Genomic DNA, 25,334 nt, shown 5'->3' with positions numbered 1-25,334 from the left:
GGCTCCCCCCGGGTGGTGGTGCCGGTCGGCCGGGATGAACGGTGCCGGGGCCCACCGGGGACACCCGGTAAGCTCCAGAGTCGGCGTGCGCACGCCGGCCGTGACGTCGGGGCGGGCTGTCCGCCGTACCGCGTCGGGCAGCGGGTGTCCGCCGCCTGAAACTGATGTTGACCTGAACGGACGGCAGTACGGGACGACGGTCCCCGGGTCAGGTTGCTGGCTGACGAGCCGGGGTGGAGTGGTGGTGGCAGCCGACTGGCAGGCGGGCGGCGTCCGCGCCACCGGGTCCGGGCCGGCGCTGGTGGCCCTCACCGGCCGGCAGAGCCTCCGCGAGGAGGTGGCGCAGGCGCTGCGGGCGGCGATCGTGGCCGGCCAGATCAGGCCGGGCACGATCTACTCGGCCCCGACCCTGGCGACCCAGTTCGGGGTGTCGCCGACCCCGGTGCGGGAGGCGATCCTCGATCTGGCCAAGGACGGTCTGGTCACGATCGTCAAGAACAAGGGGTTCCGGATCAGGTCCCTCTCCGAGCGGGAGCTCGACGAGATCACCGAGATCCGGGAGCTGCTGGAGATCCCGGTGGTGGCCGACCGGGTGGGCCGGCTCTCGACGGAGCAGCTCCGGGAGCTCCGGGAGCTGGCGGAGGCGATCGTCGCGGCGGCGGGTCGGGGGGACGTGGTGGCCTACATCGAGGCGGACAGCGCGTTCCATCTCACCCTGTTGCGCACGGGCGGGAACCTGCGGCTGGTGGACATCGTGGCCGATCTGCGCAACCGCACCCGGCTGTACGGGCTCGACCCGTTGGTCGAGAGCGGCGAGCTGGTCGGCTCGGCCAACGAGCATGTCCGGCTCGTGGAGTTGCTGACGGCGGGCGACCGGGAGGCGGTGGTCGACCTGATGCGTCGCCACCTCCGGCACGTCCGGGGCATCTGGGCCGCTCGCCCCGAGCGGTAGCACCGGCCGGCACACCGGCCGGCCGGCCGACGTTCCCCGCGTCGACCGGCCGCCCGATCCGGGGATCGCGCGGCTCTCGACCGGCCCACCCGAAGATGCTACGGTGCCATGTAACATATTACTGGAGGCCGCGTGGAAGACATGCCCTGGCGGGGCGTCCTGGTGGCGACCGCCCTGCCGTTCACCTCCCCCGACCTGAGCATCGATCACGACGGGTACGCCGCGCACGTACGGTGGCTCGCCGACAACGGCTGCCACGGGGTCGTCCCCAACGGATCCCTCGGCGAGTACCAGACGCTCACCGCCGAGGAACGGGCAGCCGTGGTGCGGACGGCGGTGGCCGCCGCACCGGCCGGATTCGCGGTCATCCCCGGCGTGTCGGCGTACGGCGCGGACGAGGCGCGACGCTGGACGGAACAGGCCGGCGAGGCGGGCTGCCCGGCGGTGATGCTGCTACCGCCCACCGCCTACCGGGCCGACGACGCGGCGGTGCTCGCGCACTACCGGGAGGCCGCCCGACCCGGGCTGCCGATCATCGCCTACAACAACCCGCACGACACCCGGGTGGACCTCACCCCGACGCTCCTGCGCCAACTCCACGACGAGGGTCTCGTCGTCGCGGTCAAGGAGTTCAGCGGTGACGTCCGCCGCGCGTACACGATCGCCGAACTCGCGCCCGGGCTCGACATCCTGGCCGGGGCGGACGACGTGGCCCTCGAACTGCTGACGGCGGGGGCGGTCGGCTGGATCGGCGGCTACCAGAATGCCGTGCCGGCCAGTTGCCTGCGCCTCTACCAGGCCGCGGTCGCCGGAGACCTGACCACCGCCCTGCCGCTCTACCGGGCACTGCACCCGCTGCTGCGCTGGGACTCCCGCACCGAGTTCGTCCAGGCGATCAAGCTCTCCATGGACGTGGCCGGCCGACCGGGTGGCCCCACCCGCCAGCCTCGGCAGCCCCTGCCGCCGGCGGTCGCCGCGAACATCCGGGAGATCACCGGGACGCTGCTCGCGGCGGGGCATCGCTGATGCGCAGCAGCCGTGTCATCCACGTGGTCGACTCGCACACCGAGGGGATGCCCACCCGGGTGGTGACCGGGGGCGTCCCGGTGATCCCGGGCGACACCATGGCGCAGCGCCGGGAGCACCTGGTGGCGCACCTCGACGACCTGCGGACCTTCCTGATGTACGAGCCCCGGGGCCACTCGGCGATGTCCGGGGCGATCCTGCAACCGCCGACCCGGCCGGACGCCGACGTCGGCGTCCTGTACATCGAGGTGTCGGGCTGCCTGCCGATGTGCGGTCACGGCACCATCGGGGTGGCCACCGTGCTGGTCGAGACCGGCATGGTGGCGGTCACCGAACCGGTCACCACCATCCGCCTGGACACGCCGGCCGGGCTGGTGGTGGCCTCGGTCGCCGTCACGGACGGCCACGCCACCGCTGTCACCATCCACAACGTCCCGTCCTTCGTGGCCGCGCTGGACGCCACCGTCGACGTTCCCGGGCTCGGGCGGATCCGCTACGACCTGGCGTACGGCGGCAACTTCTACGCGATCGTGGACCTCCCCGACCTGGGCCTGCGCCTCGACCGGGCCGACCGGCAACGGCTGCTGGACGCCGGACTGGCCATCATGGCGGCGATCAACTCCACCAACCGGCCGGTGCATCCGGCACAGCCGGAGATCGCCGGCTGCCGCCACGTCTACCTGGCCGCGGCGGGGTCGGACGCCCACCGGTCCCGGCACGCGATGGTGATCCACCCGGGCTGGTTCGACCGGTCGCCCTGCGGCACCGGCACCTCCGCGCGGATGGCCCAGCTCCACGCCCGGGGGCTGCTCCCCCTGCACCAGGAGTTCGTCAACGAGTCGCTGCTCGGCACCCGGTTCATCGGCCGGCTGGTCGACTCGACGACCGTCGCCGGCCGGCCGGCGGTGGTGCCGACCGTCACCGGCCGGGCGTGGCTCACCGGCACCGCACAGTACTTCCTCGACCCTGACGACCCCTTCCCGGCGGGATTCCTGTTGTGAGTGAGCTGATCCGGAGTTGTTCCCCGCAGAGCCCGGCCGACGTGGTCGCGGAGTCCGCCGCGGTCTCCCCGCAGCAGGTGCGGGACCTGGCGGGACGGGCACGCCTGGCGCAGGTCGAGTGGCACCGGCAGGGGGCGGCCGGCCGCGCCTCGGCGCTGCGAGCGGCGGCGGACCGGTTGCGGGACCGGGCCGACCCGATCACCGACCTCGTCGTCCGCGAGGTGGGCAAACCGGTGACCGAGGCCCGCGCGGAGGTCGGCCGCGCGGCGGCCATCCTCGACTACTACGCCCAGGCCTGCTTCGCCGCCACCGGTGACCTGCTGGCACCGTCGCTACCGGCGAGCCAGCCCGGCCTGCTCTACACCGAACGCCGGCCCCGCGGCGTCGCCGGGCTGGTCACCCCGTGGAACTTCCCGCTGGCGATCCCGCTGTGGAAGGCCGCCCCCGCGCTCGCCACCGGCAACGCCGTGCTGCTCAAGCCGTCACCGGAGGCGATCGCCTGTGGTGCGGAGGTCGAGCGCCTGTTCGACGGGCTGCTCCCGGCCGGGCTGCTGCACGTCGTACCGGGCGGGGCGGAGACCGGGCGGGCGGTGGTCGAGGCGGCCGACGTCGTGTCGTTCACCGGGTCGGCGGCGGTCGGCGCGGAGGTGTCCGTCGCCGCCGCCCGCGCCGGGCTGCCGGCCCAGGCGGAGATGGGCGGCCAGAACGCCGCCGTGGTGCTGCCCGACGCCGACCTCGCGTCGACCGCGGCGCTGCTCGCCAACGCCGCCATGGGGTACGCCGGCCAGAAGTGCACCGCCACCAGGCGGATCGTCGTGGTCGGTGACCCCGCCCGGTTCACCGAGGCACTGGTCGCCGCCGTCGCCGCGCTGCGGTTCGGTGCTCCGGCCGAGCCGGGCGTGGCGGTCGGTCCGGTGATCAACGCGACCGCGCGGAGCCGGGTCCTCGACGCCGTCGAGGCGGCCCGGGCCAGCGGCGGTCGGGTGCTCACCGGCGGGCACGGCGGCGACGGCCTGTTCGTCGCGCCGGTGCTGGTCGACCGCGTCGACCCGGCACACCCGGTGGCCCGGGAGGAGACCTTCGGACCGCTGGTCACCATCTTCGGCGTACCGGACCTGGCCAGCGCCGTCAAGCTGGTCAACGGCGTACGGTACGGGCTGGTGACCTCGGTGCACGGCGGCGACGTCGGCATGTTGCTCGACGCGGTACGGGGCATCGACACCGGCCTGATCCGCGTCAACGCGCCGACCACCGGAGTGGACTTCCACGCGCCGTTCGGCGGGGAGAAGGCGTCCAGCCACGGCCCGCGCGAGCAGGGCACCGCCGCGCTGGACTTCTACACCTCGACGCGCACCGTCACCTTCGCCGCTCCCCCACCGCCCGCCCCGGCACCGTCCCGCCCCGTCGAGGAGGTCGCGTGACCCGCGCCGAACTGCACACCGGCAGCCACGACCTGCCGGTCAGCCCCGCCCTTGAGGAGTTCATGCGGTCCGGCTGGGCGGACAGCGAGCGGCACGACCTGCCGGTCGACGAGGTCGCCGGCTGGGCCGCGACGCGGCGGGCGCACCTGCACGCCCGGTTCACCGGCGAGCGGCTGGTGGTCCCGGCCGGCGGGTACCAGCGGCGCTCCAACGACCAGCACCACCGCTTCCGGCCGCACTCGGCCTACGTCTGGCTGACCGGCGACCAGTCCTCCGACGGGGTGCTGGTGATCGAGCCGGACGGGGACGCGACCCTGTTCCTGCGGCCCCGCTCGGGTCGGGGCGACGGTGAGTTCTTCCGGGACCGGGTCTACGGCGAGTTGTGGGCCGGCCGGCGGCCCACCCTCGGGGAGAGCAACCGGCGGCTGGCGGTGCCGACCCGGCACCTGGCCGAGCTGGCCTCGGCGCTGTCCGGGGCGGGCGTCCCGACCCGGGTGCTGCGCGGCGTCGACCACGGCGTCGAGGCGCTGCTCGGCACGCCGGCCGGGCCGGGCGACGCGGAGTTCGCCGCGGTCCTGGCCGAACTGCGGCTGGTCAAGGACGCCTGGGAGATCGGCCAACTGGAGCAGGCGGTGGCGACCACCACCCGGGGATTCGAGGACGTGGTCCGGGCGCTGCCGATGGCGATGCGCACCTCCGAACGCCACCTGGAGGGAGTGTTCTGGCAGCGCGCCCGGCTGGAGGGCAACGACGTCGGCTACCACTCGATCGTGGCCGCCGGCGCGCACGCCGCGACGCTGCACTGGATCGACAACGACGGGCCGGTCCGCGAGGGCGATCTGCTGCTGCTCGACGCCGGCGCGGAGACCCGGTCGCTGTACACCGCGGACATCACCCGGGTGATCCCGGTCTCCGGCCGGTTCAGCCCGTTGCAGCGTGACCTGTACGAGCTGTGCCGACAGGCCAACGACGCCGCCCTGGCGGCGCTGAGACCCGGCGCCGAGTTCCGGGCGTTCCACCGGGCGGCGATGACCGTCCTGGCCCACGGGCTCGCCGACCTCGGGGTGCTGCCCTGTCCGCCCGAACAGGCGCTGGCCGAGGACTCCGGCCTGTACCGTCGGTGGACCCTGTGCGGCTCGGGTCACATGCTGGGCTTGGACGTGCACGACTGCGCCGCCGCCCGGTCCGGCAACTACCTGGACGGCCGGCTCGCCGCCGGTCACGTGCTCACGGTCGAACCGGGGTTGTACTTCCAGCCGGACGACGAGCTGATCCCCGCCGAGTTGCGGGGGCTGGGCCTGCGCATCGAGGAGGATGTCCTGATCACCGACGAGGGGTACCGGATGCTCTCCGACGGCCTGCCGCGCCAGGCGGACGACGTCGAGTCGTGGATGCACCGGATCAGTTCATGACCATGCCCGGCACCGACGTGGTCGTCATCGGAGCCGGGATGGTCGGCGCTGCCTGCGCGTACTACGCGGCCCGAGCCGGGCTCACGGTGACCGTGGTCGACCGGGGCGGCGTGGCCGCCGGCACCACCGGCGCCGGCGAGGGCAACATCCTGGTCTCCGACAAGCCACCCGGCCCGGAACTGGCGCTCGCCCGCCATTCGGCGGAGCTGTGGCGGGAGCTCGGCGACACCCTGGGCGGGGCACGGATCGAGCTGGAACACAAGGGTGGCCTGGTGGTGGCCACCTCGGCGGCGGAGCTCGCCACGCTGCGGACGTTCGCCGCCGGCCAGCGCGCCGCCGGGGTCGAGGCGTACGACGTCGCCGCCGACGCGTTGCCCGACTACGAGCCGCACCTGGCCACCGACCTCGCCGGCGGGGTGCACTATCCGCAGGACATGCAGGTACAGCCGATGCTGGCCGCCGCCCTCCTGCTGCGCGCCTCCCGGGTGCGGGTGCTGACCGGGACCCGGGTCGTCGGTCTGCCCCGGGATCCGGCCGGCGCGGTCCAGGCGGTGGCGACCGATCGGGGGCTGCTGCCGACCAGGATGGTGGTCAACGCCGGCGGGGTCTGGGCCGGCGAGGTCGCCGCGCTGGCCGGCGTCGCGCTGCCGATCCTGCCCCGGCGCGGCTTCGTGCTGGTCACCGAGGCGCTACCCGCGCTCATCCGGCACAAGGTGTACGCGGCCGGCTACGTCGCCAACGTCGAACGCAGCTCCGCCGACCTCCAGGTGTCTCCGGTGATCGAGGGGACGCGGGCGGGTCCGGTCCTGATCGGTTCCACCCGGGAACGGGTGGGCTTCGAGCCGACCTTCTCGCTGCGGGCGCTGCGTGGCCTCGCGGCGGAAGCGGTCCGGCTGTTCCCGGTCCTCGGCTCGGTGTCGGCGATCCGCGCCTATCGAGGGTTCCGCCCGTACAGCCCGGACCACCTGCCGATGATCGGGGCCGATCCCCGGGTGCCGGGCCTGCACCACGCGACCGGGCACGAGGGGGCGGGGATCGGTCTCGCCCCGGCGACCGGGCACGCCGTCGCGGCGCTGCTGGCCGGCCATCCACCACAGGTAGACCTACGATCATTCGCACCGGAGCGGCACGATGTTCACCTTTGACGGTCGTCCGATCCCCTCGGACGGCGAGCGGACCATCGCCGCGGCCCTGCTGGCCGCCGGTGTCCGCACCTGGCGACTCAGCCGGGTCGGCGGTCGGCCCCGGGGGGTCTTCTGCGGGATCGGGGTGTGCTTCGACTGCCTGGTGCGGGTCAACGGCGTGCCGTCCCAGCGGGCCTGCCTGCTGGTCGCCCGCCAGGGGGACGTGGTCGAGACCCAGGACGACCGGCGGGATCGGGCATGACCGGGCACGACGTGGTGGTGATCGGCGCCGGACCGGCCGGGCTGGCCGCGGCGGCCACCGCCGCCGACGCCGGTTGCCGGGTGGCCCTGCTGGATGCCGGGCCACGACCGGGCGGCCAGTACTGGCGGCACCGGGCCGGTGCGGACGGCCGGGAACACCAGGAGTGGTCGACGTTCGCCGGGTTGCGGGCCCGGCTGCACCGGGTCGACCGGCGCGCCGACGCCGCCGTCTGGTTCGTCGAGTCCCACCCCGGTGCCGAGGCGGCCGGGCCGGGGTTCGCCGTGCACACCGGGGCGGGGGTCGTACACGGGCGACGGCTCGTCATCGCCACCGGCGCCCACGACCGGGTGGTGCCGTTTCCGGGTTGGGAGCTGCCCGGGGTGGTCACCGCCGGCGGCGCTCAGGCCCTGCTCAAGGGGCAGGGGGTGGTCTTCGGCCAGCGCGTCGTGGTGGCCGGGACCGGGCCGTTCCTGCTGCCGGTCGCGACCGGTCTCGCCGGTGCGGGCAGCACCGTGGTCGGGGTGTACGAGGCGAACGACCTGGCCGGGTACGTCCGCCGGTTCCGCCAGGTCCTCGGCGCGGCCGGCAAGCTCACCGAAGCCGGCCGGTACGGGTGGCAGTTGCTCCGGCACCGGGTGCCGTACCACCATCGGATGGCGGTGGTGGCCGCGCACGGCACCGACCGGTTGACCGGGCTGACTGTCGCCGCCGTCGATGCCCGCGGCGCGGTGCTGCCGGGCAGTGAGTCCCAGGTGGAGTGCGACGGCCTCGCGGTCGGGTTCGGCTTCACCCCCCAGGTGGAGCTGCCGGTGGCGCTCGGCTGCGCGACCCGACTCGACGGGGACGGCAGCCTGGTGGTGGACGTCGGCCCGGACCAGGCGACCTCCGTGCCGGGGGTGTACGCCGCCGGTGAGGTCACCGGGGTCGGCGGGGCGGGGTTGGCGCTGGTCGAGGGGCAGCTCGCCGGGGGTGCCGCCGCCGTCTCGCTGGGCCGCCCACTGCCCTGGTCCACGGGCCGGCAGGACCGCCTGCTGCGGACCCGGCATCGGCTGCGTCGGTTCGCCGCGGCGCTGCACGCGGTGCATCCGGTGCCGGCCCGGTGGCCGGACCGGTGCGACGACGACACGCTGGTCTGCCGGTGCGAAGAGGTGTCGGTCGGTGCGGTACGGCAGGCGGTCCGGGAGTTGTCCGCGAGCGACGCCCGAGGCGCGAAGCTGCTGACCCGGGCCGGCATGGGCTGGTGTCAGGGCAGGGTGTGCGGCTACGCCACCGCCTGCCTGACCGCCCGGGAGGCGGCCCGGCGGCCCGGCGCGGCGGACCTCGCCGGGTACGCGTCCCGCCCGCTGGCGCAGCCGATCACGCTCAGTGAGTTGGCGGCCGGCCAGGCCGCCGACCAGCCCTGGCGCCCCCGCCGATCCGGCACGGCCGACGGGTGACGACCCGGTCACCGGACAACAAACATGATCGTTTTCTGTTACCACCTCCACCTTTACGGATGATGTTCCGGCGGGACCGCCGCCATAGCGTGTTTTCCCTGGGACAGCCCGGTGAGGTAGCCGAACGCACGACGCCCGGCCTGTTCCGCCGACCCCCGACGCACGAAGTGAGGCCCCCCTCGATGCACGTTCCACTTCCCTCTCCCGCTGGCCCAGGCGGTCACCGCCGCCGGCTGGCCGGCCTGCTCGTCGCCGTGCTGGCCGCCACCGCGCTGCCCCTGATCGGCGGCAGCGCCCCGGCGGTCGCCACCCCGGCCGACCGCGGCCCCTGGCAGGCGGTGTCCGGCGACGTCTCGACGACCGCCCGCAGCGGGCGTGCCCCCGACATCCGCGCAGAGCGTTTCGCCGCGTACACCCTCGACCGGGCCAGCCTCGCGGACACCCTGGACGATGCCCCGGCGGAGCGGGCGGGTACGGCCCGCCGCGGCCAGCCGGCGCTGACGGTCGCCCTGCCCACCCCGACCGGCGAGTTCCAGCGGTTCGCGCTGCTCGACTCCCCGGTGATGGAGCCCGGGCTCGCCGCCCGGCACCCGGAGATCAAGACCTATGTCGGCCGGGGCCTGGACGACCCGACCGCGACCGTCCGGGCCGACCTGACCCCGCTGGGCTTTCACGCCTCGGTCCGGTCGAGCGCCGGAAGCTGGTACATCGACCCGTACTACCACGCCGACCAGAGCGTGTACGCCAGCTACTACGGCCAGGACCTGGTTGACGGCGACCCCGCGTTCGTCGAGCGCGAGGACGTCGCGGCGGCGGCCGAGGCGTTGCAGCCGGAGGTGACCGGGGCCGTGCCGGCGGGCCCGCTGGTCAGCCTGCGCACCTACCGGTTGGCCCTGGTCACCGACCCCTCGTACGCCACCTTCTTCGGCGCGGGGAACGTCACCGCGGCCAAGGTGACCCTGATCAACCGGGTCACCCAGATCTACGAGGACGAGACGGCGATCCGGCTCGTGCTGGTCAACGACACCGACAAGACCAACCTGAACACCGCCGCCCTGGCCACCGAGCCGAACGGACCGTGCGGCGCGTCGGCCTGCTACACCACGGCCCAGATCTCGTCGTGCACCGGCTCGCTGCTCAACCGCAACCGGATCGTGCTCGGCCAGCTCATCGGCGCCGGCAACTACGACGTCGGGCACATCGGCCTCGGCCTGCCCGGCGGCGGCGTGGCCGGGCTCGGCGTGGTCGGCGGCGACGGCAAGGCCCGCGGCTGCACCGGCCTGCCGACCCCGGTCGGTGACTTCTACGCGGTCGACTACGTGTCGCACGAGATCGGCCACCAGTTCGCCGGCAACCACACCTTCAACGGCACCCAGTACAACTGCTCCGGCGGCAACCGCAGCGCGACCAACTCGTACGAGCCCGGCAGCGGGTCGTCCATCATGGCGTACGCGGGCATCTGCCAGCAGGACAACCTCCAGCCGCACAGCGACCCGTACTGGTCGCAGCGCAGCTACACGGAGATCACCACGTTCATCACCGGCACCCGCCCGGCGATCAACGAGGTGCAGACCCTCTCGTTGTACGGCTTCGACACCGACGGCGAGTCGTTCACGGTCAGCTACGCGGGCCAGTCCTCCGCGCCGATCGTGCGCGGCGGCAACTACACCACGGCCGGCATCAAGGCCGCCATCGAGGCGATCGCCGGCTGGCCCGCCGGAGCCACCGCCACCGTGGCGGCGTTCGGTGGCAGCGGCACGCTGAACGACACCGGCTTCCAGGTCACCTTCGGCGGGGCGCTGGCCGCCACCAACGTGGGGTCGCTCGGCCTGACCGGCGGCGACGGGGTCACCGGCTTCGTCGGTGAGACCGCCAAGGGCGGCACGGTGGACAACGGCGGTGTGCTGGTCGAGCAGACCAGCAACCGGGCCCCGGTGGTCACCCTGCCGACGTCCTCGTACACCATCCCGGCGCGGACCCCGTTCACCCTCACCGGTGGCGCGACCGACGCCGACGGCGACACCGTCACCTACCTGTGGGAGCAGAACGACCGGGGCGGCAGCGCCGGCACCGCGCTGGTCAACAACACCAAGACGAACGGCCCGCTGTTCCGGCAGTTCGGCGTGGCGGCGGCGGTCAGCCCGACCGACACGCTGGAGTACCACTCGCCGGGTGAGAACGCGGTGAGCACCGACCCGACCCGGCACTTCCCGGACCTGGGTCAGATCGCCGCGAACAACACCAACGCGGCCACCGGCGTCTGCCCGGCCGCGCCGGCTCCGCCGGCCACCGGCGGCGCGAGCAACGTGCCGGCCGCCACGGTGGACTGCTTCTCCGAGTTCCTGCCCACCGCGGACTGGGTCGGCATCGACAACGACCGGACCATGCACTTCCGGCTCACCGCCCGGGACAGCCACCCGGGTGGTGGCGGCATCGGCAGCGCCGACGTGTCGCTGACGGTCGCCCCGACGGCCGGCCCGTTCCTGGTCACCTCGCAGGCGGCGCCGACCGCCCACCTCGGTGGCGGCACCGCCCCGGTCACCTGGGACGTGGCCGGCACGAACACCGCACCGATCAACGTGACCGACGTGCGGATCTCCCTGTCCGTCGACGGTGGGGCCACCTTCCCGTACGTGCTGGCGGAGCGGACCCCGAACACCGGTGCCGCGACGGTGACCCTGCCGAACGTGGACACCGCCCGGGGTCGGATCAGGATCGAGGCGCTCGGCAACGTGTTCTTCGACCTCAACGACGCCGACCTGACCATCACCCAGGTACGCGCGGCGACGGTCGCCTACACCGGCGACGCCCTGGCGTACCCGGTGGCCGGCGCCGGCTCGACCGGTGTGCTGCTGCGGGCGACCGTCCTCGGCGCCGGTGGTGACGTCCGGAACGCGACGGTGACCTTCAAGGAGGGCGACGAGGTGCTCTGCTCGGCGCCGGCCAAGCCGTTCGGCGGGGCCGCCACCGACGGTTCGGCAAGCTGCTCGGCCGTACTGCCGGTCGGCGCGCATTCGATCACCGCGGTGCTCGGCGGGGCGTACACCGGCAGCGGCACGGCCGGTGTCACGGTGGCCGGCTGGGACGGCCGGTCGATCGCCGGATCGGGCTACCTCAAGGGCGGGAACACCGCCGGCGGCTACCCGCTCGACGACGACCGCCGGATCGAGCTCACCCTGGACGCGCGGATCAACAACGGCAAGAAGTTGGTCGGCACCGCCAAGGTCGGCTACAAGTCCGACGGCAAGCGGTACAAGTTCCAGAGCACCGGGCTGGACTCCATCGGGATCGGCGAGGTGGCCGGCGTGCCGGTCGCCGACCTCCGCTACCCGGTCACCCTGTACGACATCTCCACCGCGCAGAGCCCGGTCGCCGTGGCCACCGGGTTGACCATGCGGGTGACGGTCACCGACCGGGGCGAACCGGGTCGCCGGGACGGGGTCGGGATCACCGTCTGGGACGGTGACCGGCTGGTCTTCTCGTCCGACTGGACCGGGTCGACGACCCAGGAGATCACCCTGACCGCCTCCGGCGGCAACCTCACCATCGGCTAAGGACGAACCGTCGGCAGGGCGTCGGACCACGGTCCGGCGCCCTGCTGACGGGGACCACCACGACCAGCCCGCTCGACCGGCCGCTGGCCTGGACGCGGCGGGCCCGGTCAGGGTAGCTGGCCCGACCGGTCGACGATCGCCAGCCGGACGATGGCGGTACTCGTGTAGAGCGACTCCCTGCCGTCCCGCACCAGAACCCGGCGGGTGCCGAGGTAGGCGTGGGTCTCCCGGTCGAAGATCAGGTCGAGGTGTGCCCCGACCACGCCGGGCATCCGCAGCGCCACCCCGCGCCGGCCCGCGGCGTCCCGTACGTCGCCAGGCGCCACCTCGGCCCCGGTAACCTGGGCCATCGCCCGGAACAGCGCGCCCAGCGACCGGGGCGGCAGATAGCCGTCGAGCATCAGCATTCCGTTAACGAAGGGTGCCACGGGGTCGTCCTCGGTGGCCTCCGGGGCGGCGCGATTCCGGAGGTAGCGGATCATCTCCTCCGGGTCGGTGGGCAGATCCGCGACGTAGCCGGCCGGCCGGGACAGGTCGGAGACGTCCTCGGTGCGCCAGCCGTCGGGGTCGGCCTCCGGCCGCCGCCGCTGCTGCCAGGACGGGTCGTCGCCGACCGGCACCCAGCGCTGAACCCGCTCGTCGACGTACGGGCCGGACACCGGCTCCTCACGCCGGGTGATTCGCAGCTCGACGAAGAGGAACTGGTCCGGACGCGCCGCCAGTTCGGGCTGCTGCCGGGCGACCGCTGCGGCGTCGGTCAGGATCTCGGCGGCGCTCGCCGGCCGCTCGCCGCCCACCGTCTGCGCCACCAGCCCGCCGACGGTCAGCAGTGCGATCAGCCCACCGACCCCGGCGAGTCGCCAGCCGGGGGCGCGCCACCGGCGGGATGGGCCCGGGTGAATCGGGCGGGCGGTGGCCGGAGCGGTCGTCGCCTCGGCGGTCCGGGTGGCGAGGTGTTCCTTCAGCTCGGCGAGGAGTCGTGCCTCGAAGTTGCCCAGCGGTGAACCGGCGCGGGTCATGGTGATGGTCCCTCCGTCAGACGAGTGCGGAATCGGGGTGAGTGAGCGCGAGGCGTACGGCGCGGCGGGCCCGGTGCAGACGGACCCGGGCGGCGACCGGGGACATCCCGAGCGCACCGGCCGCCTCCGCCATGGACAGACCGTCCACGGCGACGAGTTCCAGCAACGCGCGGGTACGCTCCGGCAGGCCGCGGAGGGCCTGGTAGGTACGCCGGGCCGCCGACTCGGCGTCGATCCGCTCCTCTATGCGGGCGATGTCGTCGGCGTCCAGCAGCCGGCGTCCCGCCGCGCGACCGCTCGCCCGCAGTTGCCGGGCCACCCGCCGATGCTCGGCGGCGATCACGTTGCGGGCCACGCCGAAGATCCAGGCGACCTCGCTGCCCCGGTCCGCTCGATAGCCGGCGGCGGATTCGATCACCGCCAGGAACACCTCGGCGGTGAGGTCGGCCGCCGTGTGCGGGTCGTTGACCCGGCGAGCGACGAACCGGCCGATCGTCTCCACATGTCGGCGGTAGAACGCCTCGAACGCTGCCGGGTCCGTGCCGATGTGGACGGGATCGTCGCCGTCCGGGCTCGGGATACTCACAGGCTGTTCCCTCCTTGGCCGCCATTGCACCCCTTCATTGGCCCGGCGGCGTCGGTGCGTTACACCATGGCGGGTTAGACGGACCGTCCCCGCTGATGGTGACCTCGGTGCCGCCCGACCCGGCCCCGGCCCCGCTGCCGGGCCACCGGTCAGGGGGCGGCGCGCACGTGGGCGACCGCCGGGCCCTCGTAGCCGGCGGGCTCGTCCGCCAGCCGGGACCACACGCGCGGGCGGGTCAGGCGGGTGCACACCGCCGCGACGACCGACACGGTCAACGATCCCAGGACCGCGCCGAGGAGCGCGTGCCCGCCGGGCTGGACGCCACCGGGCAGGACCAGCAGGACGAGGGCCACCGAGCCGATCGCCACCGTACGGCGGATCGCGGTGCGGCGAGCGGCCGCGGCGAGCGGCAGGACCGCCCACAGCAGGTACCACGGGTGCACCACCGGGCCGGAGACGACCACCGCCCCGAGACACAGGCCGAGTGCGGCCACCGGCCCGTTCCGCCCGGCTCGTCGCCACAGCGCCACGCTGACCCCTGCGGCGACGGCCAGTCCGACCAGCCAGAACGCCTGGATGGTCGACTCGACCCGCACTCCGCCCAGCCGGTGCAGCAGCGTCCCGGCCGCCCAGCCGAGGTCGGTGGTGACCGACATCCAGGTGTGTGCGCGGGTGGGGGTGCCCAGGGCCCGTACCCAGCCGAAGCCGGTGCCCGCCAGGGCGGTGACGGTCAGCGCGGTGCCGGCGGCGACGACAAGGGTCCGGTGCGCCGCCCGCAGCCGTCGCCGGCGGCCGTCGAGTTGCTGCGCCCAGATCGGGACGACGAAGGCGATCGCCAGGGCCGCCGGTGCCTTGACGAGGGCGGCGAGCGTGATGACCACGATCCCGAGCGCGGGTCGGCGGCGCAGCGCCAGGAGGAGCCCGACGCACATCAGGCCCAGCATCATCGCCTCGTTGTGGGCGTCGCCGATCAGGTGCAGCAGTGTCAGCGGGTTGAGCACACCCAGCCACAGCGCGGCCTCCGGCCGCACCCCGCAGAGCCCGGCCAGCCGGGGCACCGACCAGACCAGCAGGCCCACCCCGAGCAGCGCCAGCACCCGCATCCCGACGATGCCCGCCCAGACGCCGCCGTCGGTCACCCCGGCCACCGCCGCGGCGAGTTTGAGGAAGACCGGCCCGTACGGCGCCGGGGTGTGCTGCCAGATCTCGGGCACGTTGACGGTGAGCGGGCCACCCAGGGCGGACGGGCCCACCCGGTACGCGTCCAGGCCCGCCGTCGTCATCGCGCCCTGGGCGAGGTAGCTGTGCACGTCGCCGCTGAAGATCGGGGTGATGAGGGCGAACGGTGCCCCCCACCACGCCGCCGTCGTCGCGAGTTCGCGCCGGGACGGGCCGCCGGGGGCGCGCACCGCCGCGCCGACGCGCCACCACGCCAGCAGCAGCATGCTGAGCCCGAGGTAGACCACGAACACCGACAGCGTCGTCGACCCGCGCAGGTGCCGGACGAGGGGAAGGTCGATCGCGATCTCACCGAGGGGCGTGACGCCCGCCAGCAGCCCACCCGCCGCGGTCACGGCCGAGCCGACCATGCCGAGCGTCCGGTGGCGGTACGCCGGGGCGCGGGAGGGGACGGACTCCTGGCCATCCTTCGCGCCCGCGCGACGCGACACCATCAGCAACCACTCATCCGTCAGTCCCCCCAAGGATGTGGGTCCGCCGTGGCCCTCGACCGCGCCACCGATCAGGCACATCACCTGCCGTCACCGGATCGCTACACACTGTCGAATCTAGCGTTTCCCGCCGCCGCGTCGGAGCAAGCCCGCCATCCCGCACCGGCCACCACGAGATGCCGGTCCGGCGCGGGGCCGGCACGCCGGGCGCCGACCGCCGCGATGGGCGAGAACTGCCGAGAAGGGCGCGGAGGTACGCGCCGTCGCCCTTGATCCCGCGCGGCCCGATTGCCCCACCGCGCCTCGTCGACCCGACCCCGGCTTACCCCTTGGGTCCGACCGGGGCCGAACGACGGCAGTGGGCAACGGGCAGTGGGCAACGGGCAACGGGCAACGGGGCAACGGGCAACGGGGCAGTGGGCAGCGGCCGGGGCTGGCCGCGTCGGCGTCGCCGGAGGGGCACCCCCGGTGGCGGCCCCGTCGGCGGTCAGTGCGGGTCGGGCGCGGGCGGGTCGACGACGACGACCGAGATGCCCCTGGCACGGAAGCTGGCCAGCTCGGCCAGGGGCGCGGAGTCGTCCGTGACGAGGGTCCACCGGGGTGGCATGACCGCCCAGGCGTGGAACGGCGCCTGCCCCAGCTTCGCCCCGTGCGCGAGCACGTAGACGTGGTCGGCGCGGCTCATCATGAGCTCCTTCAGCCGCGTCTGCTCAAGGTCCTTCTCGTTGATGCCCCGGTCCGCCCGGACGCCGTCCGCGCCCATGAAGGCCCGGTCGAACGACATGCGTTCGAGCGCCGACTCGGTGACCGGTCCCACGAAGCTCTGACTCAGCGTCCGCAGTCGCCCGCCGAGAAGCACCACCTCGATCTCCTCGGCCTCGGCCAGCACCTCCAGGGCGGTCAGCCCGATCGTGGAGACCGACAGGCCACTGACATCGGTGAGCAACTGCGCGAGGGCCGCCGTGGTGGAGCCGGCGTCGAGCAGCACGCTCTCGCCGGGCACGATCTGCGCCGCCGCCCAGGCCGCGATCGCCTGCTTGGCCGCGTAGGCCTCGCCGAGCCGCTGCCGCAGCGACGCCTCCGGGTGGGGCTCCAGGCTGAGGGCGCCGCCGTAGGTGCGGGCGAGCTTGCCCTGGGCGGTGAGCAGCGCGAGGTCCCGCCGGATGGTGGAGGGCGTCACGCCGAGCTTCGCGGACAGTTCCTCCACACTGGCCAGTCCATTGGAGGCGGCCATCCGGACGATCTGGTCGCGTCGTTGCCCTGATCTCAGCCTGCTCATGTCATGGGCACCCTATCCGACGACGTCGCCCCGACCGGCCGTGGCGCCATCTCCGCGGCGAGCCGCAACGCCTCGATCATCGATCGGTGGTCGGCGATCCCCTTGCCGGCGATGTCGAAGGCGGTGCCGTGGTCGACCGAGGTCCGGATGACCGGCAACCCGACGGTGATGTTGACGCCCGCCTCCAGGCCCAGCACCTTCACCGGACCGTGGCCCTGGTCGTGGTACATCGCCACGACCAGGTCGTAGTCGCCGCGGCCGGCCAGGAAGAAGAGCGTGTCCGCGGGGAGCGGGCCGTGGACGTCGATGCCGTCGGCCTGGCACGTCCGCACGGCGGGGACGATCTTCGAGTCCTCCTCACCCCGGCCGAACAGGCCGTTCTCCCCCGCGTGCGGGTTGATGCCGCACACGCCGATGCGCGGGGCGACGACACCGGCGTCGAGCATGGCCTGGTGCCCCCGACGGATGGTGCGCTCCACCAGGCCCGGCTCGATCCGCTCCACCGCGTCGATGAGACCGATGTGCGTCGTCACGTGGATGACCTTGACCCGGGGGGTCGACAACATCATCGACACCTCGCGCGTCCCGGTGAGCTCGGCCAGCAGTTCGGTGTGGCCGGGGAAGAGGTGGCCGCCGGCGTGCAGCGCCTCCTTGTTGAGCGGGGCGGTGCAGATGGCCTGCACGTCGCCGGCCATCGCCAGTTCGCTGGCCACCCGGATGTAGTGGTACGCCGCGTCGCCGGCGACCGGGGAGACCGCGCCGAACGGCAGGTCCGGCGGGAGCAGGTCCAGGTCGACCACGTTGATCCGCCCGGCGACGACCTCGGCGTCGGCCACGCCACGCACCGGCACGATGTCGACGTCGAGCCCGACGATGTCGGCGGCCTGCCGCAGCCGCGCGGCGTCGCCGACGACGAGACAGCGGGCCATGGTCGGGACCTCGGGATCGAGCAGCGCCCGGACGACGATCTCGGGACCGATACCGGCACCGTCACCCATGGTCACGGCGATGTAGGGACTGTTGGTCATCTCGGCTCCTTCTCGGGGCATGGGTCGGCCAGCACGGTGCGGGCGAGGTCGGCAAGTGAGGTCGGGCCGCCGAAGCTGCCGGGGCGGGTGACGACGACCTGTCCCGTCCCGGCGTACGAGAGCACCGCCCCGGCCCGCTGCGCCACCGGCCGCAGCCGGGCGACGCCGAGCCGGTCGAGGACGGCGCGTGCGGTCTCGCCACCGGTCAGGACCAGCGCGCGCCCGTCGGTCGCCGCCGGCGCCACGGCGGCGGCGAGGGCGCAGACCAGGCGGGGCGCGAGGTCCGGCCGGATGCCGGCGCGGTCGTCCAGGCTGACCACGGCGCAGCGCGCCGTGTCCAGTCGGGCGGTCACCTCCCGGCGCACCGTGGACGGGTCGTCGAGCAGCGCCTGCGGGTCGCACCGCAGCACGACGTCGGCCTCGGGTTCGACGGCGGCGAGCTGCGCCCGCAGGGAGGCCGCGGCGGTGCCGGCGACGACGAGGACGGCGGCGGCGGTCGGTGCGGCGACGGCATCGGCCGGGCCCGGCGGGTCCGGCGGCATGGCGCGGGCCGCCGCGGCGGCGAGGCCGGCGGACCCGACGAGCAGCGGGCGGTCGGCGGCCAGCCGGGCGGCGGCGTAGACGGCGTCCAGGTCGGCATCGGTCTCGGCGTCGCAGACGGCGACCAGCCGGGCCGAGGCGGCCGCGGCGAGGGTCGCGGCGAGGTGCCGCGCTCCCCGGCGTACGGCGGCCAGCGGCACCGTGACGGTCCCGAGCGGGGCGAGCGCGTCGGCGACCGTACGGGGGGCCGGCCGCTGCTCGGCGTGCCACAGGCCGGTGTCGGGCAGCGGGACGCCCCCGACCCGGAGCACGCCGTCGATCACCTTCCGGTCGGCCTCGGGGAGCGCGGTGGCGACCACGGGCATGACGTCGAGGGCGTCGCGCAGGGCCGCCACCTCGCTGGCGAGGTTGCCCCGCAGGAGCGAGTCGACCTTCTTCAGCACCGGTGCGCCGTGGCACAGGGCGAGCGCGGACCGTACCCGGGCCGCCGCCTCGACCGGGTCGGACCGGCGGGAGTCGGTGTCGACGGCGACCACCCGGGCGGCAGCCGGGACGGCGGTCGCCCCTTCGTGCTCACCCAGAAGCACCTCGATGCGCGTTGTGCGCAACAGGAAGGCGGCGGCCGCTTCTGAGGCACCGCTGAGGTCGTCGGCGACGATCGCCAGATCCGGCACGACAACCTCCACTTGAGCAGGAATTGGACGCTCTTTCGACGGGGGCCCTGCCGGGCTCGGCCCGGGGCGATGCCAGGGTCCGAACGTATTGAGCGACGCGAAAGACGCTACCGGCATTGCGCAGAACGCGCAACTGTGCCATCGTGGCCCCACCACCAGTGGTGTCTGTCACAGACACACCCCACCACCACCGCAAGGAGGCAGTCCCATGTCCGACACCACCCGGACGACCGGCCGCACAGGCACCGGGTCCGGCCAGGGAATCTCCCGTCGCGCGCTGCTTCAGCTCGCCGGCATCGTGGGGGCCGGCACCGTCGTGGGCTCCGCGCTGACGGCGTGCGCCGGGCCGCAGGGCGGCAGCGGAGCCGCCTCCGGCGGCGGGGCGGGCGGAAAGCTCAGCATCGTCCTCAACCGCAACCTGGTCAGCCTCGACAACAAGCTCAACCAGTACGACGCGGCGGTCACCGTGCAGCGCGCCGTCCGGCAGGCCCTCACCCGCATCGGCGGCGACCTGCGCCCGGAGCTCGTGCTGGCCGAGTCCTTCACGCTCACCGACCCCACCACGTGGACCGTCAAGCTCCGCGGCGACATCCACTACTCCGACAAGTCACCGGTCACCGTCGAGGACGTCGAGACCGCCCTGAAGTACTACTTCGAGGTCAAGGCCAGCTTCGTCGCCTCCCAGTTCGTCGAGCGGCCCACCCTGACCAAGATCGACGACCGGAGCTTCACCCTGACCACCACCCGGCCGCTGGTGACCCTCGACTCGCTGATGTCGAACATCCTCATCACGCCGGCCAAGGCGAACAAGCCGGAGGAACTGCGCGACGGTCTCGGCACCGGCCCCTACACCGTGGCGTCGGCCGACTCCGGCACCGGCACCTACCGGCTGGTGCGCAACGAGAACTACTGGGGCGAGAAGGCGCTGCTCGACGAGGTGAACATCTCGTACCAGGAGGAGGAGGGCTCACGGGTCATCGCGATCACCTCCGGCCAGGCCGACGTCATCGACACCATCACGCCCGAGTCGGCCGCCGCCCTGAAGCGGAACAGCGACATCGAACTCGTCCAGCGACCCGGCACCCGCCTGATCCACCTGTTCTACAACTTCCGCAAGCCGCCGGGTCACCCGCTGGCCAACCCCCGGGTCCGCGAAGCGCTCAGCCACGCCGTCGACCACGACTCACTCATCGCCAGCCTGATGAACGGGGTGGTCACCTCCGCCGAGGGCGTCGTGCCCAAGACCCTCGCCGGTTTCACCCCGACCGGGCAGTACACCTTCGACCCGGCCAAGGCCAAGCAGCTCCTCGCCGCCGAGGGGGTGTCGAACCTCAGCCTCACCTTCATCTGGGAGGAGTCGGAGTTCGCCGGGGCGGCGCGGGTGATGGAGGCGCTGGTCAGCATGCTGGCCGACGTCGGCGTGACGGTGAAGCTGAAGGAGATCCCCAAGGGCGGTGAGATCAACGCCTGGCGCCGCGGCGAGGCCGGCGACTGGGACGTCCTGGGCAACGGATACGGCAACCAGACCGGCCTGGCCATCACCAACCTCCAGGGCCAGTACGCCGGCACCGCCGCGAAGGAGAAGACCCGGGACACCTACCACGGCTTCGTCTTCCCCGAGATCACGAGCCTGATCGACCAGGCCGGGTCCGAGCCGGACGAGGCGAAGCGGAACGCGCTGCTCAAGCAGGCGCAGGAGCAGATCTGGGCGCTCTGGCCGGCCATGTGGGCCTGGACCCCCGACAACGTCCTCGCCAAGCGCAAGCGGGTCACGGCGCTGGACCTCTCCCCCGCCAACTCCTACGACCTGGCCAAGGTCCGGGTCTCGGGCTGACCCATGCAGCGCTACCTCCTCAAGCGGCTCGCCCAGACCGCGCTCACCGCGTGGTTCACGGTCACGGTCGTCTTCGTCCTGCTGCGCCTGGCCCCCGGCGACCCCGCCGTGAGCTACGCGCCGCCCAACCCGTCCAGCGAGCAGTTGCAGGCGGTACGGCAGCAGTTCGGGCTCGACCAACCGATCCTCGGGCAGTACCTGACGTACCTGAGCCACCTGGTGCGCGGGGACATCGGCGACTCGTTCCAGTTCCGGCAGCCCGCGCTGCAGGTCGTGCTCGACCGCCTCCCCTACACCATCACGCTCGCCGTCGCGGCCATCGCCGTGACCGCCCTGCTGGCCATCCCCCTCGGGGTATGGATGGCAAGGCGGAACAACACCGCCCCCGAACTGGGCGCGAACATCGCCACCATCGTCGGGCAGTCGATGCCGGACTTCTGGATCGGCTTCGTCCTGCTCATCGTCTTCGCGGTCAACCTCCGGTGGCTCCCGCCCTCCGGATTCACCTCGATAAGCTCGCTCATCCTGCCGTGCCTCACCATCGTCATCCTCCAGGTCGCCCTCATCTCGCGCCTCGTCCGGCGCGAGATGGTGGGCAACCTCAGCGCCCCGTACGTCACCGTCGCCCGCTCCCGTGGGGTCTCCGAGCGTCGGCTGACCTGGCGCTACGCGTTCGCCAACTCGTCCATCCCGGTGGTCACCGCGCTCGGCACCCGGTTCGCCGCGATGCTCAACGGCGTGGTCATCGTCGAGGTCGTCTTCAAGTGGCCCGGCGTCGGTGAGCTGGTGGTGGACGCCCTGGAACGCCGGGACTTCCCCCTGATCCAGGCGACGGTCCTGGTGACGGTGCTGCTCGCGCTCTTCGTCCAACTCCTCGTGGACATGCTCTACCCCCTCATGGACCCCCGGGTCCGCCTCGGTCAGGAGGCCCGCCGATGAGCGATCTCGCCGCCCCACCCGCCCGTACCGCCGTCGCCCCTCGGGTGCTGCGCCGGTCGGCGGCGGCGCGCCGGACCCGCTACAGCAGCATCAAGATATGGGTCGGCGCGGCCTGCGCCGGCGTGGTCGTGGTGCCGGTGGCCCTGGCCCGGGTCCTTCCACTGCCCGACCCGGTGCGGGGCGTGCTGCGCGAGACCTCGCTGCCGCCGTTGAGCCCCGGGCACCTGCTCGGCACCGACCCCAACGGCCGGGACCTGCTCTCCCGCATCCTGCACGGCGGGCAGACCTCGCTGCTGATCGGACTGCTCGCGATCCTGCTCTCCGGCGTCATCGGGATCATGGCCGGCGCCGCCGCCGGCTACCTCGGCGGCTGGGTGGACACCGTCGTCTCCCGCCTGCTGGAGGCGCAGATGTCGCTGCCGCTGCTGCTCATGCTCCTGCTCGTGGTGGCCCTCTTCGGCCCGTCGATCCCGGTGATCACCATGGTGATCGCCGTCGCGCAGTGGCCCGAACCGGCCCGGCTCACCCGGGCCCTCGTGCTGGTGGAACGCGAGAAACCGTACGTCGCGGCGGCCCAGGTCCTCGGGCTCCGCCGGCTGACGATCATCGCCCGCCACATCATCCCGAACATCCTGTCCCAGACCCTCGTCGTGGTGCTCCTGCTGCTCGCCCAGGCGGTGCTGCTGGAGAGCGCGCTGAGCTTCCTCGGCGCCGGCGTCCAGCGCCCCTATCCGACCTGGGGTGGCATCATCTCCGACGGCCGGGAACTGTTCGTCACCGGCGCGTGGTGGCTGGTGACCATCCCCGGCATCGCGATCGCCCTGCTGGTCCTCGGGGTCAACCTGCTCGGCGACGGTCTGCGGGACCGCGACCGGGTCCGACGGACGAAGGCGGTGAACTCCTGATGGCGGTGCTCGACGTACGGGACCTGACCGTCGACCTGATGACCGGTGCCGGCGTGCTGCGCGCGGTCGACGGGGTCAGCTTCACCATCGAGCCGGGCGAGACCGTGACCATCATCGGCGAGTCCGGCTCCGGCAAGTCGACCACGGCCATGGCCCTGCTCCGGCTGCTACCGGACGACCTCGCCGTGCTCGGCGGGCACGCCGAGATCGCGGGGCGGGACGTGATCGGCACCCGCCGCCACATCACCGCGCTGCGCGGCCGGACGGTGGCGCTGATCCCCCAGGACCCGATGACGGCGCTCAACCCCGTCACCACCGTCGGCCGGCAGATGGCCGAAGCGATCCGGCTCTCCCACCGGGGCTGCACCCGGGCGGAGGCGGACCGGCAAGCCCTCGACCTGCTCCGCGCGGTGCACCTCAGCCAGCCCGAGCGGCGGCTGAGGGCGTACCCGCACGAGCTGTCGGGGGGCATGCTGCAACGGGTCCTCATCGCCATGGCGCTGTCCGCCGAGGCCGACCTCATCGTCGCCGACGAGCCCACCTCGGCCCTGGACGTGACGGTGCAGGCCGGCATCCTGGACCTGCTGCTGGAGATCCAGGAACGCACCGGGGCGGCCCTGCTGCTCATCACCCACGACCTCGGCGTCGCCCGGCTGATGAGCGACCGGGTCCACGTGATGCAGTCCGGCCGCTTCGTGGAGGGCGGCGAGGTGGAGGACGTGATCGACCGCCCCACGCACCCGTACACCCGCAAGCTGCTCGACGCGCTGCCGAAGCTCGGTCCGTGGCAGGACCCGGCCGCCGTGCCGGCCGAGCCGCCGCAGCTCATGAAGGAGGGAGCGGTATGAGTCAGCCCCTGCTCGACGTCCGCGGGCTGGTGGTCGAGTACGGCCACGGCCGGGACCTCCACCGGGCCGTCGACGACGTCTCCTTCCAGGTCCCCCGGGGCGGCTCACTGGCCGTCGTCGGCGAGTCGGGATCGGGCAAGTCGACGATCGCCAAGGCCCTGGTCCGACTGGTGCGGCCGACCGCCGGGTCGATCGTCTTCGACGGCGTCGACCTCGCCCAGCTCACCGACCGCCGGCTGCGCCCGCTGCGACACCGGGTCCAGATGGTCTTCCAGGACCCGTACGGCTCGCTCGACCCGCACCTCAGCGCGCAGGAGATCGTCGCCGAACCCCTGGCCGCACGCGGCGAACGGTCCCGCCGGGTGCGGGAACGGCGGGCCGCCGAACTCCTCGACCAGGTCGGCCTGCCCACCTCGGCCCTGCACCGCAGACCGGCCGAGTTCTCCGGCGGGCAGCGCCAGCGCATCGGCATCGCCCGCGCCCTGGCCTCCGAACCCGACCTGCTGGTCTGCGACGAGGCCACCAGCGCCCTCGACGTCTCCGTGCAGGCGCAGGTCCTCGACATCCTCGCCGGCCTGCGTCGGGACCAGGGGCTGACCTTCCTGTTCATCTCGCACAACCTGGGCGTGGTCCGCGCCGTCAGCGACGAGGTGCTGGTGCTGCGCACCGGCCGGGTGGTCGAGCGGGGGCCCACCACGGAGGTCCTGCGGCGGCCCCGCGAGGAGTACACCCGGCAGCTCCGCCGCAGCGTCCTGGAGCCGGCGCTGATCTCCGGCCGCAAGCCCCGCGACCTGGTCCGGCGGATCGCCGCGGCGCGGACGGCGGAGAGCGTGGCGGCCGCATGAGACAGCACACCCTCGCCGGGCTGCGCCGTCCCGTGCCGACCCTCGTCCTGGGGACGATGACGTTCGGCGACACGGTCGACCTGGACACCGCCCGCGCCATGGTGGACCTGGCCCTGGACCACGGGCTGACCGCCTTCGACACGGCCAACGGGTACGCCGGCGGGCGCAGCGAGCAGATGCTCGGCGAGATCCTGCGCGGTCGCTGGGACGAGGTGACCGTGGCGACCAAGGCCGGTATCTACCCCGGGGACGCCCAGGGCGCGCCCCTGCTGTCCCGGGCGGGCCTGCACGCCTCCCTGCGGGCCAGTCTGCGCCGGCTCGGCACCGACCGGGTCGACCTGTGCTACCTGCACCAGCCGGACCGTTCGGTGCCGCTGGAGGAGACCGCGCAGGCCCTCGCCGACCTGGTCCGGGACGGCCTGGTCGACGCGGTCGGGGTGTCCAACTTCGCGGCCTGGCAGATCAGCGACGTACGCGCCGCCTGTGTGGCCGCCGGCGCTCCCCCGCCCGTGGTGGCGCAGCAGCTCTACAACCTCGTCGCCCGACGCGTCGAGGACGAGTACGTCGAGTACGCCGCCACGCACCGGCTGGCCACCATCGTCTACAACCCGCTCGGTGGCGGCCTGCTCACCGGCCGGCACTCCTTCGACGTGCCGCCGGACGAGGGCCGGTTCGGCTCGTCCGCGCTGTCCACGATGTACCGCGACCGCTACTGGAACCGACCCATCTTCGACGCCGTCGGCGCGCTGTCCCGGATCGCCGACCAGGCGGGCGTGACCCTTCCCGAGCTGTCGCTGCGCTGGCTGCTCTCCCGGGAGGTGGTGACGGCGGTGCTGCTCGGCGGGTCCCGCCCGGAACAGCTACGCGCCAACATCCGTGCGGCGGCACAGGGGCCGCTGCCCCGTGACGTCCTGGCCGCCTGCGACGAGGTCGGCCGGGTTCTCGCCGGACCCATGCCGGCCTACAACAGGTGACCCGC

Annotated in this window: 21 protein-coding genes; 15 read left to right on the top strand and 6 right to left on the bottom strand. The window is 73.5% G+C overall.

The window, feature by feature from the left end:
- Window positions 1-244: 244 nt before the first annotated feature.
- From ACIQG9_RS15305 to ACIQG9_RS15265, 9 genes are all read left to right on the top strand, one after another.
- On the top strand, window positions 245-952 hold the full coding sequence (locus tag ACIQG9_RS15305; protein ID WP_400402208.1) for a GntR family transcriptional regulator: 708 nt from the start codon (window positions 245-247) through the stop codon (window positions 950-952).
- A 141-nt stretch (window positions 953-1,093) separates the two neighbouring features.
- On the top strand, window positions 1,094-1,978 hold the full coding sequence (locus tag ACIQG9_RS15300; RefSeq protein ID WP_400402462.1) for a dihydrodipicolinate synthase family protein: 885 nt from the start codon (window positions 1,094-1,096) through the stop codon (window positions 1,976-1,978).
- Window positions 1,978-2,979: a proline racemase family protein gene (locus tag ACIQG9_RS15295; protein ID WP_400402205.1), complete on the top strand. Its 1,002-nt coding sequence runs from the start codon at window positions 1,978-1,980 to the stop codon at window positions 2,977-2,979. Before ACIQG9_RS15300 ends, ACIQG9_RS15295 begins: the two co-directional genes overlap by 1 nt.
- The gene (locus ACIQG9_RS15290; RefSeq protein ID WP_400402203.1) at window positions 2,976-4,400 is read left to right on the top strand and encodes an aldehyde dehydrogenase family protein; all 1,425 of its coding nucleotides are present in this window, start codon (window positions 2,976-2,978) and stop codon (window positions 4,398-4,400) included. The genes ACIQG9_RS15295 and ACIQG9_RS15290 overlap by 4 nt, the downstream gene beginning before the upstream one ends.
- The gene (locus tag ACIQG9_RS15285) at window positions 4,397-5,812 is read left to right on the top strand and encodes an aminopeptidase P family protein (RefSeq protein WP_400402201.1); all 1,416 of its coding nucleotides are present in this window, start codon (window positions 4,397-4,399) and stop codon (window positions 5,810-5,812) included. Before ACIQG9_RS15290 ends, ACIQG9_RS15285 begins: the two co-directional genes overlap by 4 nt.
- Window positions 5,788-6,957, top strand: a complete 1,170-nt coding sequence (locus ACIQG9_RS15280; RefSeq protein ID WP_400402198.1) for an NAD(P)/FAD-dependent oxidoreductase — start codon at window positions 5,788-5,790, stop codon at window positions 6,955-6,957. The genes ACIQG9_RS15285 and ACIQG9_RS15280 overlap by 25 nt, the downstream gene beginning before the upstream one ends.
- Complete coding sequence (locus ACIQG9_RS15275; protein WP_400402195.1) at window positions 6,944-7,198, top strand: (2Fe-2S)-binding protein; 255 nt, start codon at window positions 6,944-6,946, stop codon at window positions 7,196-7,198. The genes ACIQG9_RS15280 and ACIQG9_RS15275 overlap by 14 nt, the downstream gene beginning before the upstream one ends.
- Window positions 7,195-8,634, top strand: a complete 1,440-nt coding sequence (locus tag ACIQG9_RS15270; protein WP_400402192.1) for an FAD-dependent oxidoreductase — start codon at window positions 7,195-7,197, stop codon at window positions 8,632-8,634. Before ACIQG9_RS15275 ends, ACIQG9_RS15270 begins: the two co-directional genes overlap by 4 nt.
- 182 nt (window positions 8,635-8,816) lie before the next feature.
- Window positions 8,817-12,188 (top strand): M12 family metallo-peptidase, encoded by a 3,372-nt coding sequence (locus tag ACIQG9_RS15265; protein ID WP_400402189.1) that lies wholly within the window; start codon window positions 8,817-8,819, stop codon window positions 12,186-12,188.
- 107 nt (window positions 12,189-12,295) lie between these two features.
- Here the strand turns inward: ACIQG9_RS15265 and ACIQG9_RS15260 are convergent, their stop codons facing one another.
- The 6 genes from ACIQG9_RS15260 to ACIQG9_RS15235 form a co-directional block, all read right to left on the bottom strand.
- On the bottom strand, window positions 12,296-13,207 hold the full coding sequence (locus ACIQG9_RS15260) for a CU044_5270 family protein (protein ID WP_400402186.1): 912 nt from the start codon (window positions 13,205-13,207) through the stop codon (window positions 12,296-12,298).
- A gap of 16 nt (window positions 13,208-13,223) precedes the next feature.
- Complete coding sequence (locus ACIQG9_RS15255; RefSeq protein ID WP_400402183.1) at window positions 13,224-13,793, bottom strand: RNA polymerase sigma factor; 570 nt, start codon at window positions 13,791-13,793, stop codon at window positions 13,224-13,226.
- 149 nt (window positions 13,794-13,942) lie between these two features.
- Window positions 13,943-15,463, bottom strand: coding sequence for a polyprenol phosphomannose-dependent alpha 1,6 mannosyltransferase MptB (gene mptB / locus ACIQG9_RS15250; RefSeq protein ID WP_400402180.1), 1,521 nt, complete (start codon window positions 15,461-15,463; stop codon window positions 13,943-13,945).
- Between the two features lie 487 nt (window positions 15,464-15,950).
- The gene (locus ACIQG9_RS15245; protein ID WP_400402179.1) at window positions 15,951-16,742 is read right to left on the bottom strand and encodes a DeoR/GlpR family DNA-binding transcription regulator; all 792 of its coding nucleotides are present in this window, start codon (window positions 16,740-16,742) and stop codon (window positions 15,951-15,953) included.
- Entirely contained in the window at window positions 16,739-17,770 is a 1,032-nt protein-coding gene (gene pdxA, locus ACIQG9_RS15240; protein ID WP_400402177.1) for a 4-hydroxythreonine-4-phosphate dehydrogenase PdxA, read from the bottom strand. The genes ACIQG9_RS15245 and pdxA overlap by 4 nt, the downstream gene beginning before the upstream one ends.
- Window positions 17,767-18,984 carry a four-carbon acid sugar kinase family protein gene (locus tag ACIQG9_RS15235; RefSeq protein WP_400402176.1) on the bottom strand — a complete coding sequence of 406 codons (1,218 nt, stop codon included), beginning with the start codon at window positions 18,982-18,984 and terminating at the stop codon, window positions 17,767-17,769. The genes pdxA and ACIQG9_RS15235 overlap by 4 nt, the downstream gene beginning before the upstream one ends.
- A gap of 208 nt (window positions 18,985-19,192) precedes the next feature.
- On the opposite strand from ACIQG9_RS15235, the gene ACIQG9_RS15230 reads away from it, so the two are divergent.
- From ACIQG9_RS15230 to ACIQG9_RS15205, 6 genes are read left to right on the top strand one after another with little or no spacing between them, the layout of a single operon-like run.
- Window positions 19,193-20,818, top strand: a complete 1,626-nt coding sequence (locus ACIQG9_RS15230) for an ABC transporter substrate-binding protein (protein ID WP_400402174.1) — start codon at window positions 19,193-19,195, stop codon at window positions 20,816-20,818.
- 3 nt (window positions 20,819-20,821) lie between these two features.
- The gene (locus tag ACIQG9_RS15225; protein ID WP_400402172.1) at window positions 20,822-21,757 is read left to right on the top strand and encodes an ABC transporter permease; all 936 of its coding nucleotides are present in this window, start codon (window positions 20,822-20,824) and stop codon (window positions 21,755-21,757) included.
- Window positions 21,754-22,662 (top strand): ABC transporter permease, encoded by a 909-nt coding sequence (locus tag ACIQG9_RS15220; protein WP_400402170.1) that lies wholly within the window; start codon window positions 21,754-21,756, stop codon window positions 22,660-22,662. The genes ACIQG9_RS15225 and ACIQG9_RS15220 overlap by 4 nt, the downstream gene beginning before the upstream one ends.
- Window positions 22,662-23,510 (top strand): ABC transporter ATP-binding protein, encoded by an 849-nt coding sequence (locus ACIQG9_RS15215; protein WP_400402168.1) that lies wholly within the window; start codon window positions 22,662-22,664, stop codon window positions 23,508-23,510. Before ACIQG9_RS15220 ends, ACIQG9_RS15215 begins: the two co-directional genes overlap by 1 nt.
- Window positions 23,507-24,355 carry an ATP-binding cassette domain-containing protein gene (locus tag ACIQG9_RS15210; protein ID WP_400402166.1) on the top strand — a complete coding sequence of 283 codons (849 nt, stop codon included), beginning with the start codon at window positions 23,507-23,509 and terminating at the stop codon, window positions 24,353-24,355. The genes ACIQG9_RS15215 and ACIQG9_RS15210 overlap by 4 nt, the downstream gene beginning before the upstream one ends.
- On the top strand, window positions 24,352-25,329 hold the full coding sequence (locus tag ACIQG9_RS15205; protein ID WP_400402164.1) for an aldo/keto reductase: 978 nt from the start codon (window positions 24,352-24,354) through the stop codon (window positions 25,327-25,329). The genes ACIQG9_RS15210 and ACIQG9_RS15205 overlap by 4 nt, the downstream gene beginning before the upstream one ends.
- Window positions 25,330-25,334 lie beyond the last annotated feature (5 nt).

Source organism: Micromonospora sp. NPDC092111, from assembly GCF_044755745.1.
GTDB lineage: Bacteria > Actinomycetota > Actinomycetes > Mycobacteriales > Micromonosporaceae > Micromonospora.
The sequence above is the reverse complement of the archived record's forward strand: the minus strand, read 5'-3'. Positions and strand labels throughout refer to the sequence as shown.

Coding starts and splice junctions, on each gene's coding strand:
- ACIQG9_RS15220 (WP_400402170.1), top strand. CDS start 21,754: ATGAGCGATCTCGCCGCCCCACCCGCCCGTACCGCCGTCGCCCCTCGG.
- ACIQG9_RS15205 (WP_400402164.1), top strand. CDS start 24,352: ATGAGACAGCACACCCTCGCCGGGCTGCGCCGTCCCGTGCCGACCCTC.
- ACIQG9_RS15230 (WP_400402174.1), top strand. CDS start 19,193: ATGTCCGACACCACCCGGACGACCGGCCGCACAGGCACCGGGTCCGGC.
- ACIQG9_RS15225 (WP_400402172.1), top strand. CDS start 20,822: ATGCAGCGCTACCTCCTCAAGCGGCTCGCCCAGACCGCGCTCACCGCG.
- ACIQG9_RS15270 (WP_400402192.1), top strand. CDS start 7,195: ATGACCGGGCACGACGTGGTGGTGATCGGCGCCGGACCGGCCGGGCTG.
- ACIQG9_RS15295 (WP_400402205.1), top strand. CDS start 1,978: ATGCGCAGCAGCCGTGTCATCCACGTGGTCGACTCGCACACCGAGGGG.
- ACIQG9_RS15300 (WP_400402462.1), top strand. CDS start 1,094: ATGCCCTGGCGGGGCGTCCTGGTGGCGACCGCCCTGCCGTTCACCTCC.
- ACIQG9_RS15260 (WP_400402186.1), bottom strand. CDS start 13,207: ATGACCCGCGCCGGTTCACCGCTGGGCAACTTCGAGGCACGACTCCTC.
- ACIQG9_RS15215 (WP_400402168.1), top strand. CDS start 22,662: ATGGCGGTGCTCGACGTACGGGACCTGACCGTCGACCTGATGACCGGT.
- ACIQG9_RS15265 (WP_400402189.1), top strand. CDS start 8,817: ATGCACGTTCCACTTCCCTCTCCCGCTGGCCCAGGCGGTCACCGCCGC.
- ACIQG9_RS15210 (WP_400402166.1), top strand. CDS start 23,507: ATGAGTCAGCCCCTGCTCGACGTCCGCGGGCTGGTGGTCGAGTACGGC.
- ACIQG9_RS15245 (WP_400402179.1), bottom strand. CDS start 16,742: ATGAGCAGGCTGAGATCAGGGCAACGACGCGACCAGATCGTCCGGATG.
- pdxA (WP_400402177.1), bottom strand. CDS start 17,770: ATGACCAACAGTCCCTACATCGCCGTGACCATGGGTGACGGTGCCGGT.
- ACIQG9_RS15275 (WP_400402195.1), top strand. CDS start 6,944: ATGTTCACCTTTGACGGTCGTCCGATCCCCTCGGACGGCGAGCGGACC.